Annotated in this window: 16 protein-coding genes; 3 read left to right on the forward strand and 13 right to left on the reverse strand. The window is 39.0% G+C overall.

Translation table 11 applies throughout. From position 1 onward, the window contains the following. Positions 1-18 precede the first annotated feature (18 nt). Positions 19-1587, forward strand: coding sequence for an aldehyde dehydrogenase (NADP(+)) (locus DWA31_RS05590; RefSeq protein WP_168427288.1), 1569 nt, complete (start codon positions 19-21; stop codon positions 1585-1587). A gap of 1255 nt (positions 1588-2842) precedes the next feature. On the opposite strand, the gene DWA31_RS05595 is transcribed toward DWA31_RS05590, so the two are convergent. The 9 genes from DWA31_RS05595 to DWA31_RS05635 all read right to left on the reverse strand — a co-directional run bounded on the left by DWA31_RS05595 (position 2843) and on the right by DWA31_RS05635 (position 12154). Continuing rightward, complete coding sequence (locus tag DWA31_RS05595; protein WP_114325664.1) at positions 2843-3517, reverse strand: NapC/NirT family cytochrome c; 675 nt, start codon at positions 3515-3517, stop codon at positions 2843-2845. Beyond that, on the reverse strand, positions 3510-4115 hold the full coding sequence (locus DWA31_RS05600; protein WP_114325665.1) for a bacteriohemerythrin: 606 nt from the start codon (positions 4113-4115) through the stop codon (positions 3510-3512). The genes DWA31_RS05595 and DWA31_RS05600 overlap by 8 nt, the downstream gene beginning before the upstream one ends. Before the next feature lie 33 nt (positions 4116-4148). Next, a complete protein-coding gene (locus DWA31_RS05605) occupies positions 4149-4871 on the reverse strand; it encodes a 4Fe-4S dicluster domain-containing protein (protein WP_114325666.1) in 723 nt (240 codons plus the stop codon). 4 nt (positions 4872-4875) lie between these two features. After that, complete coding sequence (locus tag DWA31_RS05610; protein WP_210725556.1) at positions 4876-6414, reverse strand: 4Fe-4S binding protein; 1539 nt, start codon at positions 6412-6414, stop codon at positions 4876-4878. A 2-nt stretch (positions 6415-6416) separates the two neighbouring features. Further along, complete coding sequence (locus tag DWA31_RS05615) at positions 6417-7019, reverse strand: hypothetical protein (protein ID WP_114325668.1); 603 nt, start codon at positions 7017-7019, stop codon at positions 6417-6419. 12 nt (positions 7020-7031) lie between these two features. Continuing rightward, a complete protein-coding gene (locus DWA31_RS05620) occupies positions 7032-8084 on the reverse strand; it encodes a 4Fe-4S binding protein (RefSeq protein ID WP_114325669.1) in 1053 nt (350 codons plus the stop codon). A 2-nt stretch (positions 8085-8086) separates the two neighbouring features. After that, positions 8087-8689 (reverse strand): 4Fe-4S dicluster domain-containing protein, encoded by a 603-nt coding sequence (locus DWA31_RS05625; RefSeq protein WP_114325670.1) that lies wholly within the window; start codon positions 8687-8689, stop codon positions 8087-8089. A 95-nt stretch (positions 8690-8784) separates the two neighbouring features. Beyond that, the gene (locus tag DWA31_RS05630; RefSeq protein WP_114325671.1) at positions 8785-11493 is read right to left on the reverse strand and encodes a molybdopterin-dependent oxidoreductase; all 2709 of its coding nucleotides are present in this window, start codon (positions 11491-11493) and stop codon (positions 8785-8787) included. 10 nt (positions 11494-11503) lie between these two features. Continuing rightward, positions 11504-12154: a c-type cytochrome gene (locus DWA31_RS05635; RefSeq protein ID WP_114325672.1), complete on the reverse strand. Its 651-nt coding sequence runs from the start codon at positions 12152-12154 to the stop codon at positions 11504-11506. A 359-nt stretch (positions 12155-12513) separates the two neighbouring features. Here DWA31_RS05635 and DWA31_RS05640 point away from each other — a divergent pair, with 359 nt between their 5' ends. Next, positions 12514-14922, forward strand: a complete 2409-nt coding sequence (locus DWA31_RS05640; RefSeq protein ID WP_168427289.1) for a thioredoxin domain-containing protein — start codon at positions 12514-12516, stop codon at positions 14920-14922. Positions 14923-15135: 213 nt separating this feature from the next. Here DWA31_RS05640 and DWA31_RS05645 read toward each other — a convergent pair whose 3' ends face one another. Next, positions 15136-15813 carry a DUF6998 domain-containing protein gene (locus DWA31_RS05645; protein WP_114325674.1) on the reverse strand — a complete coding sequence of 226 codons (678 nt, stop codon included), beginning with the start codon at positions 15811-15813 and terminating at the stop codon, positions 15136-15138. Between the two features lie 146 nt (positions 15814-15959). Between DWA31_RS05645 and DWA31_RS05650 the strand changes: the two genes are divergently transcribed. Then, positions 15960-16340 carry a hypothetical protein gene (locus DWA31_RS05650; RefSeq protein ID WP_114325675.1) on the forward strand — a complete coding sequence of 127 codons (381 nt, stop codon included), beginning with the start codon at positions 15960-15962 and terminating at the stop codon, positions 16338-16340. 291 nt (positions 16341-16631) lie between these two features. Here the strand turns inward: DWA31_RS05650 and mmuM are convergent, their stop codons facing one another. The 3 genes from mmuM to DWA31_RS05665 form a co-directional block, all read right to left on the reverse strand. Continuing rightward, positions 16632-17582, reverse strand: coding sequence for a homocysteine S-methyltransferase (gene mmuM / locus DWA31_RS05655; protein ID WP_114325676.1), 951 nt, complete (start codon positions 17580-17582; stop codon positions 16632-16634). Between the two features lie 558 nt (positions 17583-18140). Beyond that, positions 18141-18989: a fumarylacetoacetate hydrolase family protein gene (locus tag DWA31_RS05660; protein ID WP_114325677.1), complete on the reverse strand. Its 849-nt coding sequence runs from the start codon at positions 18987-18989 to the stop codon at positions 18141-18143. A gap of 28 nt (positions 18990-19017) precedes the next feature. Beyond that, entirely contained in the window at positions 19018-20220 is a 1203-nt protein-coding gene (locus DWA31_RS05665) for a mandelate racemase/muconate lactonizing enzyme family protein (protein ID WP_114325678.1), read from the reverse strand. Positions 20221-20222: the final 2 nt, after the last annotated feature.

Here is a 20222-nt window from a genome sequence, read left to right on the forward strand (position 1 = left end):
AATTTACTTGGAAATATTATGAATTTAACGAAAAAAAGCTTTATTAATGGCCAGTGGCAAGCAACACAAGGCGAAAATTTTAATAGCCACAACCCGGTAACAAACCAAACTATTGAGCAATATCCATCTGCCACAGTAGCAGATGGTGCCAGTGCGGTATCAGGCGCTAAGACCAGTTTTGCCGCTTTAAAAAAACTATCAGGAATACAACGTGCTGTATTTTTAGAACAGATAGCGATTGAAATTGAAGCCTTAGGTGATGATTTACTTAATACCGCCAACGACGAAACAGGTTTAGGCTTAGTACGTTTAACCGGTGAGCGAGGTCGCACTTGTAATCAAATTCGTGCTTTTGCCACTATGCTCAAAGAAGGCTCATGGGTTAAAGCCAGTATTGATACCGCTGATGCGCAAAGAACGCCGCCAAAACCTGATCTTCGACGCATGTTACGACCTATTGGCCCGGTGTTAGTCTTTCCAGCCTCTAACTTTCCATTAGCTTTTGGTGTTTTAGGTGGAGATACCGCCTCAGCGCTAGCAGCAGGAAACCCAGTGGTGATTAAAGCACACCCTGCCCACCCGGCAACCTCTGAACTATGCATGATTGCAGCAGAGCGTGCATTAGATAAATGTGGTATCGCCACTAATACCATTGCGATGGTACAAGGTAACACGCTTGAATTAGCACAAAGCTTAGTGGTTAATGAAGACATACAGGCGATTGGTTTTACCGGTTCACTAAAAACTGGACGCTCTATAATGGATCTTGCGGCAACCCGTGCTAAGCCAATTCCTGTTTATGCTGAAATGGGTAGCACTAACCCGGTATTTATCACTCCAGCAGCATTAGCAGCACGTGGTAATGACATTGCTAACGGCTTAGCTGCTTCAATAGCAATGGGAACGGGTCAGTTTTGTACCTCGCCCGGTGTTATTGTCACACTTAAAAATGAGCAATTCCAAGCTCAGTTAATCGACGCAGTTAACAGCGCTAATCAAGGGTATTTGTTACATCCAAGTATTGCTGCGGGTTTAAAGGCGAGTGTTGATAGTTTAGTAAATAATGACAATGTAGAAGTTCTTGCTGGCACCACTTTAGCAGCTGATAGCTTGAAAACGCCAAATAGTTTAGTGGCAACCAGTGCTCAAGCTTTTTTAACCGATGATACTTTACATGCTGAAGCCTTTGGTCCTATAAGCTTATTAGTAAATTGTCAAAATGAAACAGAGTTAGTTGCTGTAGCTGATGCGATTCATGGCAATTTAACCGCAACTATTCATTGCCAAAGCGATGATGAATTAGCGATACCACTCGCTCTATCACTTGAAGATCATGTTGGTCGACTCATCGTAAATGGCTACCCAACTGGCGTAGAAGTTTGTGCTTCACAGCAACATAGTGGCCCGTACCCTGCTTGTTCATCAGCGGCAACAACGAGTGTTGGCAGTGATGCTATTAGCCGCTTTACGCGATTTATTGCTTATCAAGATATGCCACAAACATTATTACCGGTAGAACTTCAAGACAACAATAGTTTACAAATATTGCGTCAGGTAAATAATAACTATCATCATGATGCTGCCTAATTAAAAACGAATACGCATAAACAAGGCACTATGATCAGCCATTAGATTTATATTCTTTTATTAAAAAAGCAGCTAGAAATAGCTGCTTTTTTATTAAGGGTTAAATTGTCACTATTGCCACAAATGCCCTTCATTAGATAATGAAGTTGTTCCAAATTTTATCTTGAAACTTAAAGAATCAAAACTCAAATTTGATTGAAAATACCGAAAGCGTACATTCGATGAATATCGATTTACATGATTTTTTGTGCATTAAATATTTAATAGCTCTATCTCACTATGGGGCACTTAGCGCCATAGAACTATTAAATTTATGTCCGCTATATGACCGGAAAGTTGACCCTCGTTGCATCTAATTATTTATGCCTCCAGAACAAATTAAGTATTAAAATAGAATTTTTATTAAGGTCAGCTTTTGTATCACAAAGTGATCGTTATATTGGATGATTTTGGTTCATAAAAAACGTCCGCAAAGTGGCTAGGCTGTGTGAAAACTATTTTGAATTGGAATCAATGGCTAATATCAACTAAAAAGTCGGCCGGAGATTAAATTCTAGAGTGAGTTTTGTACTTATTTACATAGCGTCGCAAATAAAACTGACGCTGAGAGTTTTCACAGCCTGTGGCAACTGTGAGCCTTAGATCGTAATAAATTTTCAATGAAAAACAGATTGCCGCTAAGACTTTCCCGTGCAATATAGTCCTTTTAATCTGAATAACACCATAATTAGGGTGTTCAGATCATGTGCTTATTTACTTAAAGATAACACGTGTTGATTTGTACTTAAAAGTAATCCACTTTAAGTGATAATTCGCATTGAAACTTGACCCTTGTAATTAAGTCTAATTTTCTGATATTTAGAAAGATTCAAGGTACTGACGGAGCAGGTATCAATGCAATTGCTGGATCAAATCTTGATGCAATTTAACAATGAATACATTAAATCGCTAATTAAAATGACTTATATTGTCAATCATATATAGTTTAGTTGAGCATTGAATAGCTCCGTGTACCATTTTTTTGATTGAATTGATTTGGTATGAAGGGATTTTAGAAAACCGCTCGACGAAACAAGTGATTACTAAAATTAATGAGCTGACCGATAAGTTAACTCCAAATAATCCGTTAATCATTTGATTTAACGCCTGTTATTTTAGATTGCACTAGTAACCGCTCTCAGCGCCATAGACATACGATGTAAATTGTTGAAAGCTTTAATTGTATAAACAAATCTAAAGGGTGCATAAATATGCGTTAAAAGCCCCAATCTTCTTCAACTTTCTTTGGCATATCGGTATGACATTTATAGCATTGTAATTGTTGTTGCTCATAATAAACATGATCCTCATCACTACCGCCGATGTATGGTGTTACTCCCTCAGGCAGTTGATGAGCAATTCCTTTGTGGCAGTCAATGCAGGTTTTGTCTCTAAGTAGTGCATGTTGATGAACTAATCCACTGCGACTTTTTTGTATGTCAATGTCCATTGCTTCGAATTTATGACAATTACGGCACTCTCTTGAATCAGTTTCCGACATACTTTGCCAGACATACTTTGCCAATTGGTGACGTTTTGCTTCAAATTTTTCTCGGGTATTAATCGAGCCAATAAGTTTATGAAATAACTCTTGTGAGGCATTTATTTTTCTTACCATCATATGCTCCCATTCTTTAGGCACATGACAATCGGGACACGTTGCTCTAACACCCGAGCGATTTTTATAATGAACGGTTTCTTGGTATTCCTGATAGACGGTACTTTCCATCTCATGACAGCCAATACAAAATCCCATATCGTTTGTCTGCTCCATTACGGTATTAAATGCCCCCCAATAAATAACACCAATGAACATAAAAAATATTGCCACGCCAACTGTACTACCAAAAGTAATTTTACGGCGTAAGATTCTTTTATAAAGATCAAACATCTTCTTCACCTTGCATCATTTCAGCTGGCAGACTAGTTATTGTTAAATAAGGGACATACTCTTGATCGCTGCCCTTAATGTGCTTGATCAACCATGTTTGTAAAAAGTGCAGTACATGGTCAATAGCTAGCGACTTATCTGTTTTATATTCTCCAATATAATGGCTGATTTTATCTATCATTTGTTGATGTTGTTGTTGATGAGCTTCAAACGCAGGGTAATGGTTAATCCGCATTAACGCTTCTTCACGGTGAAAATGATATTTGGTGTAATTGACCACTTCATCTAATGCTTGGTGTATTTTTTGCTCGCTAATATTAAACTCGGTTGCTTCTTGAAATTTATTAATTAAATTAATTAATTGTTTATGATCGTTATCAACTAACTCAATACCTGTTGCCATAGATGAGTGCCAAACTAAGCATCTCTTTTTAATCAATTTGTCATGAATAACAGGAATGATGATCAGTACCACAATGATAACCCATGGTAATGGATGACCTATACCCAGCATGAAACCTAAGATCACCACCACAAGTAATGCCATGATCACCACAGATAATAAAAACATATTGATAGTTTTTGTTAATGCACTCATAAATGAAACCTTTTAATTATTGTCAAATAATCATCATGTTGTTTTAGCTTGCTCAATCGGCAATTGATAATGAGTTATATTAATGGCCTTAGGACTGGTAATACATGTTTGCACGCATAGCCCACAGCCAATACAGTTTTCAAGTATTATACTGGGCTTTTCGTTATGCCAAACAAGGGTGTTGGGGATGGGACAACTGCCCATGCAAGCACCACATTCAGGCCCTGAATAAGGCATGCACAGGCTTTCATTAATGTGCGCACTCGCCATAGGTGGACAGTCTTTTGCTTGAGGCATTTCGACTGGTTCAGTCTGGTCTGTTTCTACAATATTTTCTTCCGTCTGCTCAATAGTCACCTTTGTTTCATCTACTATTTTTTCTTCAGCATTGTCTTGTGCCATTATTTGATTGACACTAAAAGATAAAGCTTTATCTTTGCAGCTGGTAACACAGGGCCAATCCGTACATAATTGACAAGCATTATTAGGAATATCCATTGCTGGTGTCCCCGCAACGCTAGCTCCTCGCTGAATAGGCAATGAAAAAATAACCTGATGAGGACAAGCTTCAATACAATCGCCACACCGACTGCAATTCAGTAAAAAATCTAACTCCGCTTGAGCAAATGGCGGTCGTATCCAACCTTTTGCTTTCTCTTCAATTTTATGCTCAATATATTCAGAACTGACATTGGCCACTTTGCTAAAACTGTGTTTAAAAAAACCTCGACGATTCATAACATTATCTTTACTCATATTTCTACATTCTCATCGTCATAGGCTGTACTAGCATGAAAAGATTAAAGCTGGTAATTATCATTGCAAATATCAGAATCGGCAGTAGTTGTATGCCTTTCGCCGCAAATAGTCGATAACCGCGATGGCGAATAACTAACACCGAAATAGCAAACCCCGCTAGCATTATTAAGCCTTGTAGCGTAAATAAAACATTCTCTGAAATCATGATATCCATATGACGCATGTGCTTTTCCATCATACTTAACGGCTCAGTGCCCTTGCCTAAAGGGTTGCTCAATAAGGCTAACCAGTCACTGCTTTCACGAACAAAGTGGGTAAGGTTATGGGCAATATGATAAGCAAAGGCTAAGGGTAAGGCGGTAAAAGCAAATCCCGAGAAGAGCTTGTTAAAATCAACTTTATCGCGGCTGATGCCTTTTTTATTCACACATAACTTCAGCGTCATACCAATAGACAATAAATAGAATAAGCTAGGTATTAATAAGCTTGCCACTAAACCAACTGAAAAACTAATAATAAGCTGGCTATTATCGTTCACGAGTTGTGCCATTAAGGTCATATAACTTTGCCAACCATCGAGCATGGTTAAGCCATGAAACATAGTCAGCGCTAATAAAATCAGCATAAAAAAGGCTTCATCCAAATGAGGACGTGCGTCTTTAATAGCCTCACTACTGGGTGAGCGTAATTGCCAACTAATATTCTTACTTGGACAGCTCAGCGTGCAATTACCACATGAGGTACAATAGGTGTTTTCTTGAAGGCGGCCCATAATTAATTTCGTTGGGCACGGCGCTATTTTTTCAGAGCCATGAAAACATTCTAACGTTTTGCAGTTTTTACAAATGTCATTATCAATGGGTCGTAAAGCTATTGGAGACAATTGTGAATAGGCCCCCACCGTTCGTCCAACAGGGCACATATAACGACAAAAGGCTTTCCCTTCAAATAACGCGAGTGCCGTGGTGGCTAAAATAACCATTACCAATGCTAATAAGGCGGTTGCATAGGGGCTCGATACAATACCGATCCCCAGCTCTAACCAGGTAAAACCAATAAATAACAAACTTGCTGGCCACACGTTACGTAAACTGTGAGGCACTTTAAGCTGTAATCGACTGTTAGAGTTAGAGCGCTGCCAAAGTTTATGATTAACTAACCAAGTGGCAATGTTATCCCAAGGGCATACTGCGCACCAAGCTGAGCCACTGAATAAAACGGCGATAATGAGCCCTGTCCACCATAAATTCCAAGTGAGTGTCGTCGCCAGATTACGTTCAACAATGGCGGTGCCCCACAAACCGGCAGTGATAATTAATATGAAAATACTAGCAAAAACAATTTTAAGCAATAACAACAGCCAAGTCGTACCACTTAAGTAACGAAATATCCCTCCCACTAAGGGGGTTGAGGTTAACGATATTTTTTTGCTGTTAATACCGGCATTAGGGCTTTGTGCAGCGATTGCCCAAACACTTAAGAGCAACATGCTAATACCAATAACAATAGCCCACCCCAAAGGTAAGCCTGAGTGAGTCATAATCATCTTACTGACTGTCCCTGTTGCACTTTTGAACGGGCAATGCGTTTGCGTTGGGCAATATTAATGCTCAGTAAAAGAAAAAAGATAAAACCTATGGTCGCACCAATTGGCCCAATGGGGCTACTTTCGCCAACTTGCAGTGGAAAGTCTATTTCATAAGGTTCGCCGCCATCTTCAAAGTAAGCCCTGACAATATAATTGCCTTTTTTTCTAAATAAAAACCCCTGACGATAAACCCCATCATCAATAGTTTGCACGCCAATTTGTTCACTTGATTCTGCCTGACCAAACCCTAGTGTTTCGGTGAAAAAACTATCATCACGAACGGAAAAGGTAATCGGTTGGGCTAACACTTCACCGTTATCAATTCGGGTTGCATATAAATTTACCCGGCCGGGCTCATTCGGCTTTGGGAACGCAGGAAAAACCATATAAGTGATGAAATACTCACCAATTTGAGTTTCAATCGCCATACTCGGTGGCGTATTAGAGTCTTCATTTAAACTATAAGAAGGACGTCCTAAAACATGGTGCGCATTACTTAATGTACTAACTAGTGCAATATAGACAAATATGAATGCAAGGGCGGTATTTTTCATCATCAAAACTCAACTTTAATCTATATTCTGTATGTTAATGCAAGGGTCTTTTGCGGTTGGACTTTTTGGGTGCTTTTCATTTTTACGATAGGTTCTACTTTGATGACCAGGCCCTTGATTTTTACTATCAGCAATCGCTAAGGTGAAAGTCATTGCATCTTTCGGGCAAACTGCGATACAGGCAGAGCAGCTATTGCATTCACCGCCAAAATCATCTTGCATTGGATTTAAGCCAAACTCACACACCGCATTACATTTTGAACAGTCATTACATTGCTCAACAAGTCGTTTTATCCTAAAAACTCGATAACGACCTAACAATGAATAAAGCGCTCCGCCAGGACAAAGATAACGACAAAATCCACGTTTACTCACTAAAGAATCGAATAGTAATGTTAAAACAAAAAATAATGTCCCTGAGCCAAAACCCGACAAGGCAATAGAAAAGTATAACTCTCGTCCTAATACCGCAGGAGGATAGACACTAGCGAATAACACCGTGCCGGTAAATGCCGACAAGCCAATACCAACAGCAAGTACCAAATATTTAAATTTTCGATTAAAGCGGCGACTACCACTTTTAAGTCCAAATTTATTTAACCAAACCGAGGCATTAGAGTTAAGTTCATATAAAAAAGTCGCCGGACAAATCCAGCCACAAAAAAATCGTCCAAAAATAACAGTGGCAATAACTGGCAGTAATGCCGTCAAAGCAAAGGGCCAATAAACCTCAAAACCGGCTGAAACTTGTCCAATAACAGCAAGCGGATCGGTAAGTTTTACTCCAAATAATTGCCCTGACCATGTAGTGCCTTTTATTGCATCAAGATCATGTTCCGCATCATCAACAAACGGTGCACTAATAAACTCCATCGAGTCATAAAGCAGTGTTTCTGATGGTGATAAATGATTATAGCCTTGTGCCGCCACATAATGCTGATAGATACTCAGTAATGGTATTAATATCAACATTAAAAAAACAACAGACAGCGTTAGCCAACGTAGTTTATTTAAATGCTTCCATAAAAAAAAGGGTTTAGCGTTTATCGAATTTAAGGGCTCATTCATTACTATTTCCCAAGCGCGGCTATGGTATGGCGAGGAATAATTTTTATTGCTTGCGGAATTTGAATACAACTATTTTCACATAAACCACAACCAACACAGGCATCAAGTACTTCGGGTTGCTCCATAAAACCAACTTTTAATGCCGTATCGGCCAATGGACACGCACGATAACAAACACCACAAGATTTACCCTGCCACGACAAACAAAGCTGCCTATCTACACGAGCAATGCCCATATTCACTTCTTGTACTATAGGTTTTAATTCCCGCTTTACCGGTTTAATTGCGCCAGTAGGACAGACATCGCCACATTTCATGCACAAAATGCAGGCTTTTTCTCTCGGGCTGATATAGGGGGTGCCTTGGGATGCGATGCCATTTTCACTACCAAAAAATTTGATACAGTTATTAGGGCAAATTTCCGCACACTGATTGCAACGAATACAACGACTAATAAAGTCATCTTCTTTTAGTGCTCCAGGTGGGCGAAGATAACGTTGGGTAAATTGTTTTACTTTATAAGCCGCCTTGGCAAATGATGTTTTAAAGAAAACACCTGCGGATGCCAAAACACTCAATTGTTTTAAAAATCGTCTTCTAGTCAAGTTACTACCCCCTTATAACTGAATTAATTTATATATTTGAAACACAAAAAGATCAGCACCGCAGTGCTAATCTTTTCCTCACTCACACCAGCGTATTAGATTTTTTCAATACGAGCGGCTTGTTTCTTAAAGTCAACCTGACCTGACACAGGGTCAAAAACTCGGTTAGTAATACCGTTAGCAAGCCATTTATTTTTCTTCGGATCTGCGCTGTCAGCAACAGATAAATTCCAAGGTCCGAACATATAACCCCGTGGCACATTGTTACGGGCAGGTTTAACAATGCTGTCGGTGCCACCCACTTGTGCACGCGCTTCAAGTGAACCTCGGCGGGTTACCACGCGAACCCATTCACCATCTTTAATGCCTAAGTCTTTTGCATCATCTGAATGCATTTCAATATACATTTCAGGCACTAAGCGACGTGTTGTTGGACTACGGTTAGATTTAGCGGTATGAAAATGCTCATACACCACTCCTAAGCCCATCCAGTAGGGGAATTTATCTTTAGGCACTTCTTTCCAAGGCATACCTCTAAACTCTTCATCAGGTAAATCAGGCGTTAACGCCATATCACGCGCTTTGATAATCAAATCCATATTATCAATCACGTAGTGATCTTTCTTAACACCAAATTCCATCAGCTTTGCGGTGATCTCTTTACGCTGGCTATAATCCTGCTTACACAGTTTCATGTTTACTTTACCGTCTTTGGTGCGGAAGTAACCATAAGGCCGGTTTTCCCATTGGCCTTCTTGCATCATATAACGACGCTTAGTGCCGCCATTTTTGGCTGAATCATAGTTAGGTGCCGGCCACTGAATACCACGTATAGCTTTAAGTTGCTCGTATGGGCTAATGCCATCAAGTTTTTCACGCTCTAAAATACCGGTTAAATCAGCATCTGTACCCACTGAAGCACGACAAACATCACGGAAAACTTCTTCTGCATCATATTCGCCATCCGGTCCTTTTTTGTATGGGAAGATTTTATCACCATCCATGCCTAATAAATCGGCAATTTCCTTGCCTTTATCTATAACCATATCCATATCTGGACGACAGCCTTTAGGACCTTGTGCCGCTTTTTCAGTAATATTGATACGACGTTCTGAACTAATATAAACACCGTTCACTTCACCCCAAGTACAAGCAGGGAAAATAACATCGGCATATAAGTTATTAGGCGCATGACGGTAAATTTCTTGCACAACATTAAACGTTTTCAACAACGCAGGACGAACCAAATTGAACTGATCGGGTAAATCAATATGAGTGGCATAAACCAAAAACATCGCTTTTAAGTCATCTTTGAGTGCACGTTCCATCATACCTACAGCGTAACCTGGGTTTGGAGAGCTTGCCGCGTTGTCTAGGTTTTTCAATGGGATACGCCACATTTTGGCCATATGTTTACGGTGTTTTAAGTTACCTAGCCCTTCGTTAAAGGGTAAACGACCCGTTAAACCACCAGTGAAACGTTCACCCATGGCATTAGGTTGACCTGTCATCGAGAATGGACCACAACCAGGTTTTGCTAAATTACCCGTAAGCGTTAATAGGTTAATAATTGAAATAACGTTATATTGACCGTGAATATGCTGGTTATAACCAATACCCCACATAATAATAACGCCACCAATACCTTTACCGTCTTGTTTACCTTTACCACGCGCTAAACGTTTACGAGTGGCGTCAGCAAACATTTGTGCAACCCGACGAATTTTATCTGGATTTACATCGTGGTTAACACCGCCCATGCGATCTTGAATTTGTTCAGGGCTGTAGTCATTTTGCACCCCTTCAACATATTCTTGCCAACCACTGACATGCGCTTTAAGGAAATCCCAGTCAATAACATCAGGATGATCTTTTAAAAGTACATGGGCAATAGAGTTTAAGAAACTGATATCACCGTTCAGAATAGGCACATGAACATGATTTTTCGGATTAATATCTTCGTAACCTTTACTGGTACCTGTATCACGAGGATCAACCACAACGGTTGGAATATCATTTTTCTTTTTATGATCGGCGATACGCCAATAAATAATAGGATGCGATTCACGAGCATTATGACCAAAATGCATCACCATATCAGCAATTTCAATATCGTCATAAGCCAATGGTGGAGTATCTGATCCTAAAGTCGCAAAGTAACCCGTTACCGCAGAGGTCATACACATACGAGCATTGGCTTCAATGGTATTAGAGCCTAAGACCCCTTTCATAAATAAGTTTTCTAGGTACTGTCCTTCCATTGTTAACTGGCCTGAACCATACAATGAGATTGAGTTACCCGAATATTTTTTGGCAAAATGAGCCACTTTACGGGCAACCATATCTGAAGCATCATGATAAGGCACACGAATAAAGTGCTCTTCATCAAATGATCCTTTGGTCTTACTGATATATTCCATATCACCATGATTAGGTTTTTGCCATTCAGCCCAAACATCTTTACGTACATAGGGGTCGCCTTCCATGCGATCAACATACATAGGCTCTGCTGCCGTTAAGCCTTTGATGCACTGCAAGCCATAATTAGTTGGATGGTCTTTATCTGGGCGCATCGAAACAATTTTACCATCTTCCACTTGAATGATGGTGCCACAACCCACACCACAATATGGGCACTGTGCTAATGCCGTTGTTATTTTCTTAGGCGTTACCGTATTGGGGGCCGCTTCAAGTTCAGGGTTGCTCGCCACAAATAAACCAGCGCCAGCGGCAGTACTGGCAATAAAGGTACTGCCTTTAAGAAAATTACGGCGAGATACATTATTATCTTTACTTCGTTTCATATTCTTTTCCTTATTTATTTAATGTGCGCAGATAACTAATGATATCTTCAATTTCTTGCTCATCTAAATTGGCTAAGCCAGTTGAGCCATAAAATGGCAACATACGGGTATTTGAACGACCATATTTAATCGTTTCACGAATAAAGCCATCAGAGGCTTTATTCAAAAATCCCGGCTTTCCAATGGCAGTACCTGAAGAACCGGCAAGATAACCATCCCCTTGTGGGCCATGACAAGTTGAACAAATATCTTTATACCAAAGTTCACCTTTACGGGCATCACCTTGCGCACTTCGTTGTTTTTCAACTTCAGCAGAGCGATTAGGCAAGGTTTCCATACTACGCAAATAGGCGACGATGGCGACGATCTTATCTTTACCAAGGTGTGCGTAAGGCGCCATCGCGGTACCTTGACGACCATCGCGAATGGTTGCCATTAAATATTTATCTGTAGATATTGAAAGTAACTCAGGATTGGAAAGTGACGGGGCAAAACCGGTTTTACCGATGGCGTCTGCCTGGTGACAAAACACACAATTTTGTGCGTAAAATGTTTTCCCTTGCTCAATTTGCTGTGGATCATTGGCATAAGCAAATGAGCCATTGGCAATATAGAGAAATAGTATTGCAAATAAACTAGATACCTTTCTCACTCTTATCATATTTTATCCCGTATTTTAGTTTTAGTTATGGTTTAAATTTTAGTTTTGGCGCTTAGTCATCTATCTAACGATTAAAGTGACAATTTAAAAATCAAGCGAATAGCTTTCGGCAATAGGACAACTTGTGAGATTGACAGTATTTTTTGTTACTCGATTGATAATATTTTCACTTCGCTGTTTGTTTTTTTATACGCACGCAGTCAATGCACTAATACTATATAGAAGGTTATTTACGTTAATAAAAATAATTACTGCTTATACAGAGAGTAATTTAGGTTAAAATGACATTTACTTGATGTAGATCAATGTTTGGTGGTTTATTTATTGACAATTCAGAATTGGCATCGAATTATTATTTCATGAACAGTTCACCTTTTGTAATCACCCGACTTTTCAACTTAAGTTTTTTGCTTTTCTGCTTAAACATTTCCTCACTAGCCCACTTCAATACAGTACATGCTTACGCGTTATCAACAGAGAAGCTCGCTGAAATACGACTTAAGAGGCAAGGCCAGTATCCGATAAAAACTCAATATCTTAATAACCAGAGGGAACCACTTTATACCAATGAACTGATTCGTGAATATTCCGCCTATTTATTGCAACATGCGCATAATCCTGTGGATTGGTATCCCTGGGGGAAAGAGGCTTTTGCCAAAGCTAAAAAAGAAAATAAACCGATATTTTTATCTATAGGCTATGCCACATGCCATTGGTGTCATGTGATGGAGCGAGAAAGTTTCGACAATGAAGCCATCGCCTCCTATCTAAACGAGCACTTTATTAGTATCAAAGTTGACCGTGAACAACGTCCTGATTTAGACGAATTTTACTTAACCGCATTACAGATATTTTCAGGTCAAGGTGGTTGGCCAATCACCAGTTTTCTAACCCCGCTATCTAAACCTTTTTTTGTTGGTACCTATTTCTCGTCTAAGGCATTGATGTCACAACTAAAGCTGGTGCAAGAACGATGGCTTCAAGAACAATCCTCTCTTGAGAGCATTGCAGATGAACTCCAAGGCTACGTTGAAGAAACCCTGCAAAATAATTACCTACCGGTTACAGTGAAACCATCACTTATCAATGAAGTTATCACTAGAACACTGCAATACGAGGATAAAAGCTGGGGAGGAATTGACCAAGAGCCAAAATTTCCATTGGCTCAGCTGTTAACTTTGTTGATGAATCAATCAACAATACTGATCAATAAAAAAAATAATAAGTTAACAAATTTTATTAGTCGCAGTTTAAACGGCATGTTACAGGGGGGGATTTACGACCAATTGGCGGGTGGTTTCCATCGATATACAGCAGATAAGGCATGGCGTAAACCTCATTTTGAAAAAATGCTCTACGATCAAGCCCAATTAATTTCACTCTATACCCAAGGCTGGCTCGACTTTGGCAATCCTGACTATCAGCGCATTAGCACGGAAACCATCGCCTTTCTTTTTAAAGAAATGCAAGCAAATAACGGCTGTTTTTATTCGGCAATTGATGCTGATAGTATCAATGGCAATGATGACTATTATCTGTGGTCGCCTAATGAAATCAATCACATTCTCGATAGACAGCAGCAAAATTTATTCAATAAAGTTTATGCGATAGCACCACGGGCATTCGACCAAGACGCTGGGCCTATTTATCTCAAATCGTCTCATACTGAGTTAGCGATAAATCATACGGAATTAACTAAAAATATAAATAAAATACGAGAAAAATTACTCTCAAAGCGCAAGTTACGCTCGCTGCCCTTTGTGGATAGATCTCAGATAACACAATGGAACGCGATGACCATTTCAGCCCTCGTTGTCGCTGGGCGGGCATTTAATATGCCCGACATCATCGCGTCAGCCGAAAAATGTGCCACCTCGATCTGGCGTAAGGTAAATAAAAATGACGGTAAATTAGCGCGTATTATTAATCAAAAAAGCACGGCTAGCCCCGCTTTATTAGTCGATTATGCGCAACTGATAAAAGCCACACTGATCCTTTATGATGTTAGCCAAAAAACACACTGGTTAAGTCGTGCACAACAACTGTACGATGTGATGAATAGGCATTATTTTGACCCCAATAGCGGTGCATTTTTTAATAACCTTGCTCGTTCAGATATTGTTGTGCCTTATAGAAGCCAGTATGTTGACGATACTATTATGCCCGCTGGCAATTCTTCAGCACTGGAGGCAATGGTCATGTTGCAGCAAAGAGCAGGAAACCCAATACTCAACAAACGCATAAAACAGCTGATTAATTACTTTGCCAATACACTAAATGAACGCCCGCAAGATATGAGTGCGATGTTAAATGCCGTAGTAGAATTTGGTCACGTTAGTGCAAAACCCATTAATTATGCAGGACTTGGTAATGTTCGAATTGAAGGTCGTACCATTGATAATCAAACGTCTAAAAATACAGGGAAATTTGAAATAAGGATTAATATCAAAGAGGGGTGGCATGTTAATAGTTATAAGCCATTACAAGAACAGTTAATTGCAACCAAGCTAGTGGCAGAAAATGGAAATGCAAATTTAAAAGTTAACTATCCAGAAGGAAGCATGCTATCACTGGATTTTAGTCAAAACAAATTGTCGCTTTATACCGGAAAAATAGCGATCAAGGGACAGTACTTAAATAAAAAGCCCGCAACATTTGAAATATTGAAACTTAACCTGCAAGTATGTAATAAAAAAATGTGTCTACTGCCTGAAGAAATTTTAATCAAGGTCAATTTTAATAGCATAAGAAGTCTAAAGGCCTCTTAAAGCACACTTTTGTAATTTTCTTATGTTTATGCTAATTAAGTCACCAAAACCTGACCGCGTACCACTTTTAAAATGTAACACCATCATATATAAGAGCTTACATTATAAAATCAAATAATTAGCGCACAATATTCGTATGAAATAGGCACATGATCTGAACATCCTAATTATGGTGTTATTCAGACTAAAAGGACTATAAAGCGCACCTACTTGTCATTTACCATCAAGCTCATTAATAGCCCGAATAACAATGCTACCCAATTGCCTAGTATTAAAAGGTTTACCGTTACCATTCAATATACTGATATTTCTATCCTCAGCAATACCCCGTAGTATTGGTTTAACTGGCGATACTAATTTATCATTTTTCTTAATTTGGATCGTACCACTCTCAAGCTCTTCAATAATATAACCACCATATTTAGCTGTTTTTATTGCTGGTATATCACTATCGGTTTTAGCTGTTTTAATGAGTTTTGACATTGCAATATTACTTTTACTGCCATCGCTATTAATCATAAGTTCTTTAGCTTTTTCAACACAACCATTGAATAATATTTCTACCTGCATTTCTTCGGTATTGATCCGCAAGATAATGATCTTATCGACAAGCTCTAGCGTATTATTGTTAAATCGAATATGACCTACACTACCCATTCGCGCTGTAGTTTTAACTGAGATACGCTCACCTAGATCGCTTACAACGTCATAGCCGCGCTGATTAACCTCAGTAACCATTTGACCATTGGTGATCATTGCGGCGTATAGCTCGCCAATACGACCGCTTAAATGACGTAATTCAGTAGCAGGTACACCCCAGTCTAGTTCGCGCTCTAGCCATGACATAGCTTCACCCAATGACTGGATGATTTGCATTTGTGTTAGTGCCATATAATTTCCTTATTACTACATATAAGTTGCTCGCCAAGTTTAATGTAATAGTACTAAGATGTAAGTGACTAATCGCTAAAAATTTGCTTTATGAATCTATTTGATCTATGGTTACCATATACCAAATTAATCATAAGGTGAATAATATGGCTGTCTTAAGAATATCTCCTGAGCTGTACAAACGGTTAGAAGCACATGCGAAAGGTTTTGACTCTCCAGCGCAAGTTATAGAACGGATCTTGAATGCATATGAAGGTATACCAAACTCTCCGAAGAAAGAGCCAAGTGAGAAGCCCAAGCCAGTCTTGTCATTTATCCCTAACGAAGATGAATTTAGATTAAGTTTGGTTAATGGATGCGAAGCTAAAGTAATCATTCATTATCAAGATGGCTCTTCATGCAATAAATCATGGAGAGCAAGTAGATTCACTGACAGCTCTAATTTAAGAGGCAATATATGGTCGGGTTTTCTTCGTGGTTGGAAAGATCAAGATATTACCGCTGCTGAATTTCATGTTGGCGAGTGAACAAGCTAACAGTGTATTAAGAATACTTATTAAACAGAAAATATTTATTAGAATTTTATATCGATAATGCCCTGTTTAACCGCTTGATAACTGTAATTTACATAAGGCTAATCACTAGTAGATAAATCAAATTCTACAATGTGGTCAACTTGATAAGGATAATCACGTTTACTACGCTATGTTGCTCTTGCAGGATCAAATAAGAAAAATGAGAATTTATGGTTATTATATCAGCGACCATTGTCTTATTTCGGTTAAGCTTAAACGGTAGGAGGCGGTTAGACAGTTCTTCTATTTTCTGTTCATCGCCTGTTTTATTGAAGAGATATGTTGTGGTCCCATGCGACAGCACCCCCCAATAATATTCGCTCCGGCATTTATCCAAGATACTGATGCATGACCACATTCGCTAGGAGAAGTTGTTCCATACCATGCTTTACTATTTGGATCATAATCTTCACCAGAGTTAGGGTAAACAACAATAAATTTTTCAGGACATGCAGATTTAATTCTTTTAATTAACTCAACAATATATTTAGGGTTTGTACAGTTTACACCTAACGCAATTGGGTTAACATTGTAATTAAACTCTTTGACACACTCTTCAATTGGTGTGCCATCGTTTAATTGTTGTCCATTTTTACAAGAGAAGCTAAGCCAGGCTGGTTTTATTTGTTTTTCAAGTAGCTCTTTCAATATACGAGCTTCTTGCAAACTTGGAATGGTTTCACATGCAAATAAATCGGCATTGGTTTGAGCCAACAATGTTATTTGCGCTTGGTGATGATTCCTCAATACTTCATCATTAACACCATAATTACCGTGATACTCTGAACCGTCGGCCAAACTAGCACCATAAGGACCAATACTCGCAGCCACAAAAGGGCGTTCAGTATTTGGGGTTTTCAACAAAAATTCATCAATTGCTTGTTGCGCTAATAAAACCGAGCTGATGATTAACTCACCCGCTTGTTGCTCGTTTAATCCTGATTGAATAAGACCTGAAACCGTTGCTTGATAACTTGCTGTGATCAAGCATTGTGCGCCAGCGTTCAAATAATGTAAATGAGCATCAACAATAGCTCTTGGTTGAGATAATAACAAATAAGCCGACCACAGCTCATTATTAAGATCAAATCCCTGATCTTCTAATTGATTAGACATACCTCCATCTAACAAAAGTGTTTTACCTTCGTTGAGGAAGTTAAAAATTCTCAGGTTGTTAAAGGAGGGGCTATTCATAATGATATAATCTTTGTATCGTGCTTAAAACAGAGATGACTACTGTGTAGTGTTATGCTGACATTAAGCTTTTCGTTATATAACGTCAACTATATTGCGCACTTTCAAGACTTAAAACTTAAGCTGTAATCAAATTTATATCGGCGGCATAAATACTTATACCCATGCCACTTCAAGATGCAGGATTCAGCGAGAATTAAAAGGCTTATAGGCAAGGCATTTATTGAAGAGAATAGTTATTCTATTGTCAAAATCAATAACGCGGCATATACGCCTTTTAAACTCGCCCTGCGGGGGCTACAGAGAAAATAATGCTCATTGTTGCATCTATTATTAAGGGAACAACCATTAATAAAAGATGCGCCTTGATCAATAGTTTCTCTGTAGTCCTGAAACTCGCATCTTGAGGTGGTATGGGTATAGATCGTGTTATGGCTTTACTACAAATACTTGGCTATATCTAAACAGTGTGAGTTAATGAATATTTTCAGTGCTTGAACTCAAAAGTAAGTAAACTAAGTGATTAGCTTCTTACTTTTAAATATGCACAAAACTTAACTAATCCTCTGCAATTACTGTTTGTGTTTGCTCTCCTAGCCCTTCAATTGATAACTTAATTTTATCGCCAACGTTTAAATACACAGGCGGATTTTGACCTAAACCAACACCCGGAGGAGTACCAGTAGAGATAACATCACCAGCTTGTAAACTCATAAACTGACTTAAATAACTAACAATAAAGTCAGGCTTGAAGATCATGGTTTTAGTATTACCATTTTGGAAAGTTTTTCCATTAACAGATAAGGTCATGGCAAGGTTATGAACATCGTCAATTTCATCTTTAGTTGCGAGCCAAGGACCTATTGGACCGAACGTATCACAACCCTTGCCTTTGTCCCATTGACCACCGCTAATATCAAGCTGAAAAGCGCGTTCAGAAACATCATTAATAAGGCAGAATCCGGCGATATGTTCGCTGGCCTGTGCTTCACTAATATTTTTTGTTTCTTTACCTATAACAATGCCTAGCTCTACTTCCCAGTCAAGTTTGGTACTTTCTGCAGGCTTTACAATATCGTCATTTGGCCCACAAATGGCACTGGTCCATTTATTAAAAACCACTGGTTGCTCTGGAATTGGCATACCTGACTCTTCTGCGTGATCTGCGTAATTTAGGCCGATACAAACAAACTTACCAACATTGTTTACACAAGCGCCAATACGAGTGTTTTCATCAATCAAAGGCAAGGTTGTTAAATCATGCAGAGCTAATTTACTCAATGCTTCTTCTGATAATTGCTCACCCGATATATCATCAATCAGGTGCGATAAATCACGGATATCGCCGTTTTGATCAATTGCTGCTGGTTTTTCTTCGCCTACTGGTCCAACGCGTAATAATTTCATTTATTTTCCTCTACTTAGGTTAGATATTTTACAGCTGACTAGTTTTTATTACTAAGTCATCTCTATCAAAAATTTCTTTCTTAAAAGTCATCCCTAAACCGTGTCCTTTAGGCGGGGTGATATAGCCATCTTTCACTTCAGGTAAATTATCCATTACTTGGGTGTACCATCCTGTGTATAGCGCTCGAACAGACTCTTGTATGACTGCATTAGGCGCATTAAGGGATAAATGACATGAAGCAGCAAGTACCACAGGGCCGGTACAGTCATGAGGGGCAACAGGTAGTTGATAAGCTTCAGCCATAGTCGCTATTTTTTTTGCTTCTGAAATACCGCCGACCCAACCAATATCAAGCATGACAAAATCAGTGGCATTATTTTCTAGTAAATCCTTAAAGCCCCAGCGAGTAGCAATAGTTTCACTAGCCGTTACTGGAATAGTAGTACGGTTTCTGAATTCTTTAATAACCGATAAACTGTCCATTTTCACCGGATCTTCAATCCACATTGGCGCATAAGGCTCTAACGCTTTAGATATTTTAATGGCGGTAGGTAAATTCCAAAGGGAATGGCACTCCACCATGATGTCCATTTTATTACCCACTGCAGCACGGATTTTTTTAAATGGCTCAAGTGCTTGTTCAAGTTGTTCATTGGTAATGTATTGACCATCATTTGCTTCTGCTGCAGAATCAAACGGCCAGATTTTCATTGCCGTTATGCCTTGGTCTAACAAACTAATCGCCAGTTCATCAGCGCGATGCAAAAAGGCATCTAAATCTTCATACGGTCCTTCAGGCTCATCGGTTGTTAAACCCCAATTATCTGAAGTTTGTCCTTCTGATGATCGGATATAGGAATAACCTGCACAGGTATTATAAGTACGAATAGTCTCTCGAGTTTTTCCACCAAGTAGTTGATATATAGGTTGCTCAGTTTTTTTGCCCCACAAATCATATAAAGCGATATCGATGGCGGAATTACCGCGCATTTCAACGCCACTGCTTCGAAAACCCAAATAACCATATAACTCGCGCCAATGTTTATCTATTTGCAGCGGATCTTTACCTAATAAGTAAGGCGCTACAGTTTCATGAATATAGGCTTCAACCGCCGCTGGCCCCATAAAGGTTTCACCCAAACCAATATAACCTTCATCTGTATAAATTTGCACCCAACATAAGTTGCCAAATTCGGTTAACCGTATTGTTTCTATTTTAGTAATTTTCATTG

Source organism: Candidatus Colwellia aromaticivorans (assembly GCF_003333305.1).
In the GTDB taxonomy this organism is placed as follows: Bacteria; Pseudomonadota; Gammaproteobacteria; order Enterobacterales; family Alteromonadaceae; genus Colwellia; species Colwellia aromaticivorans.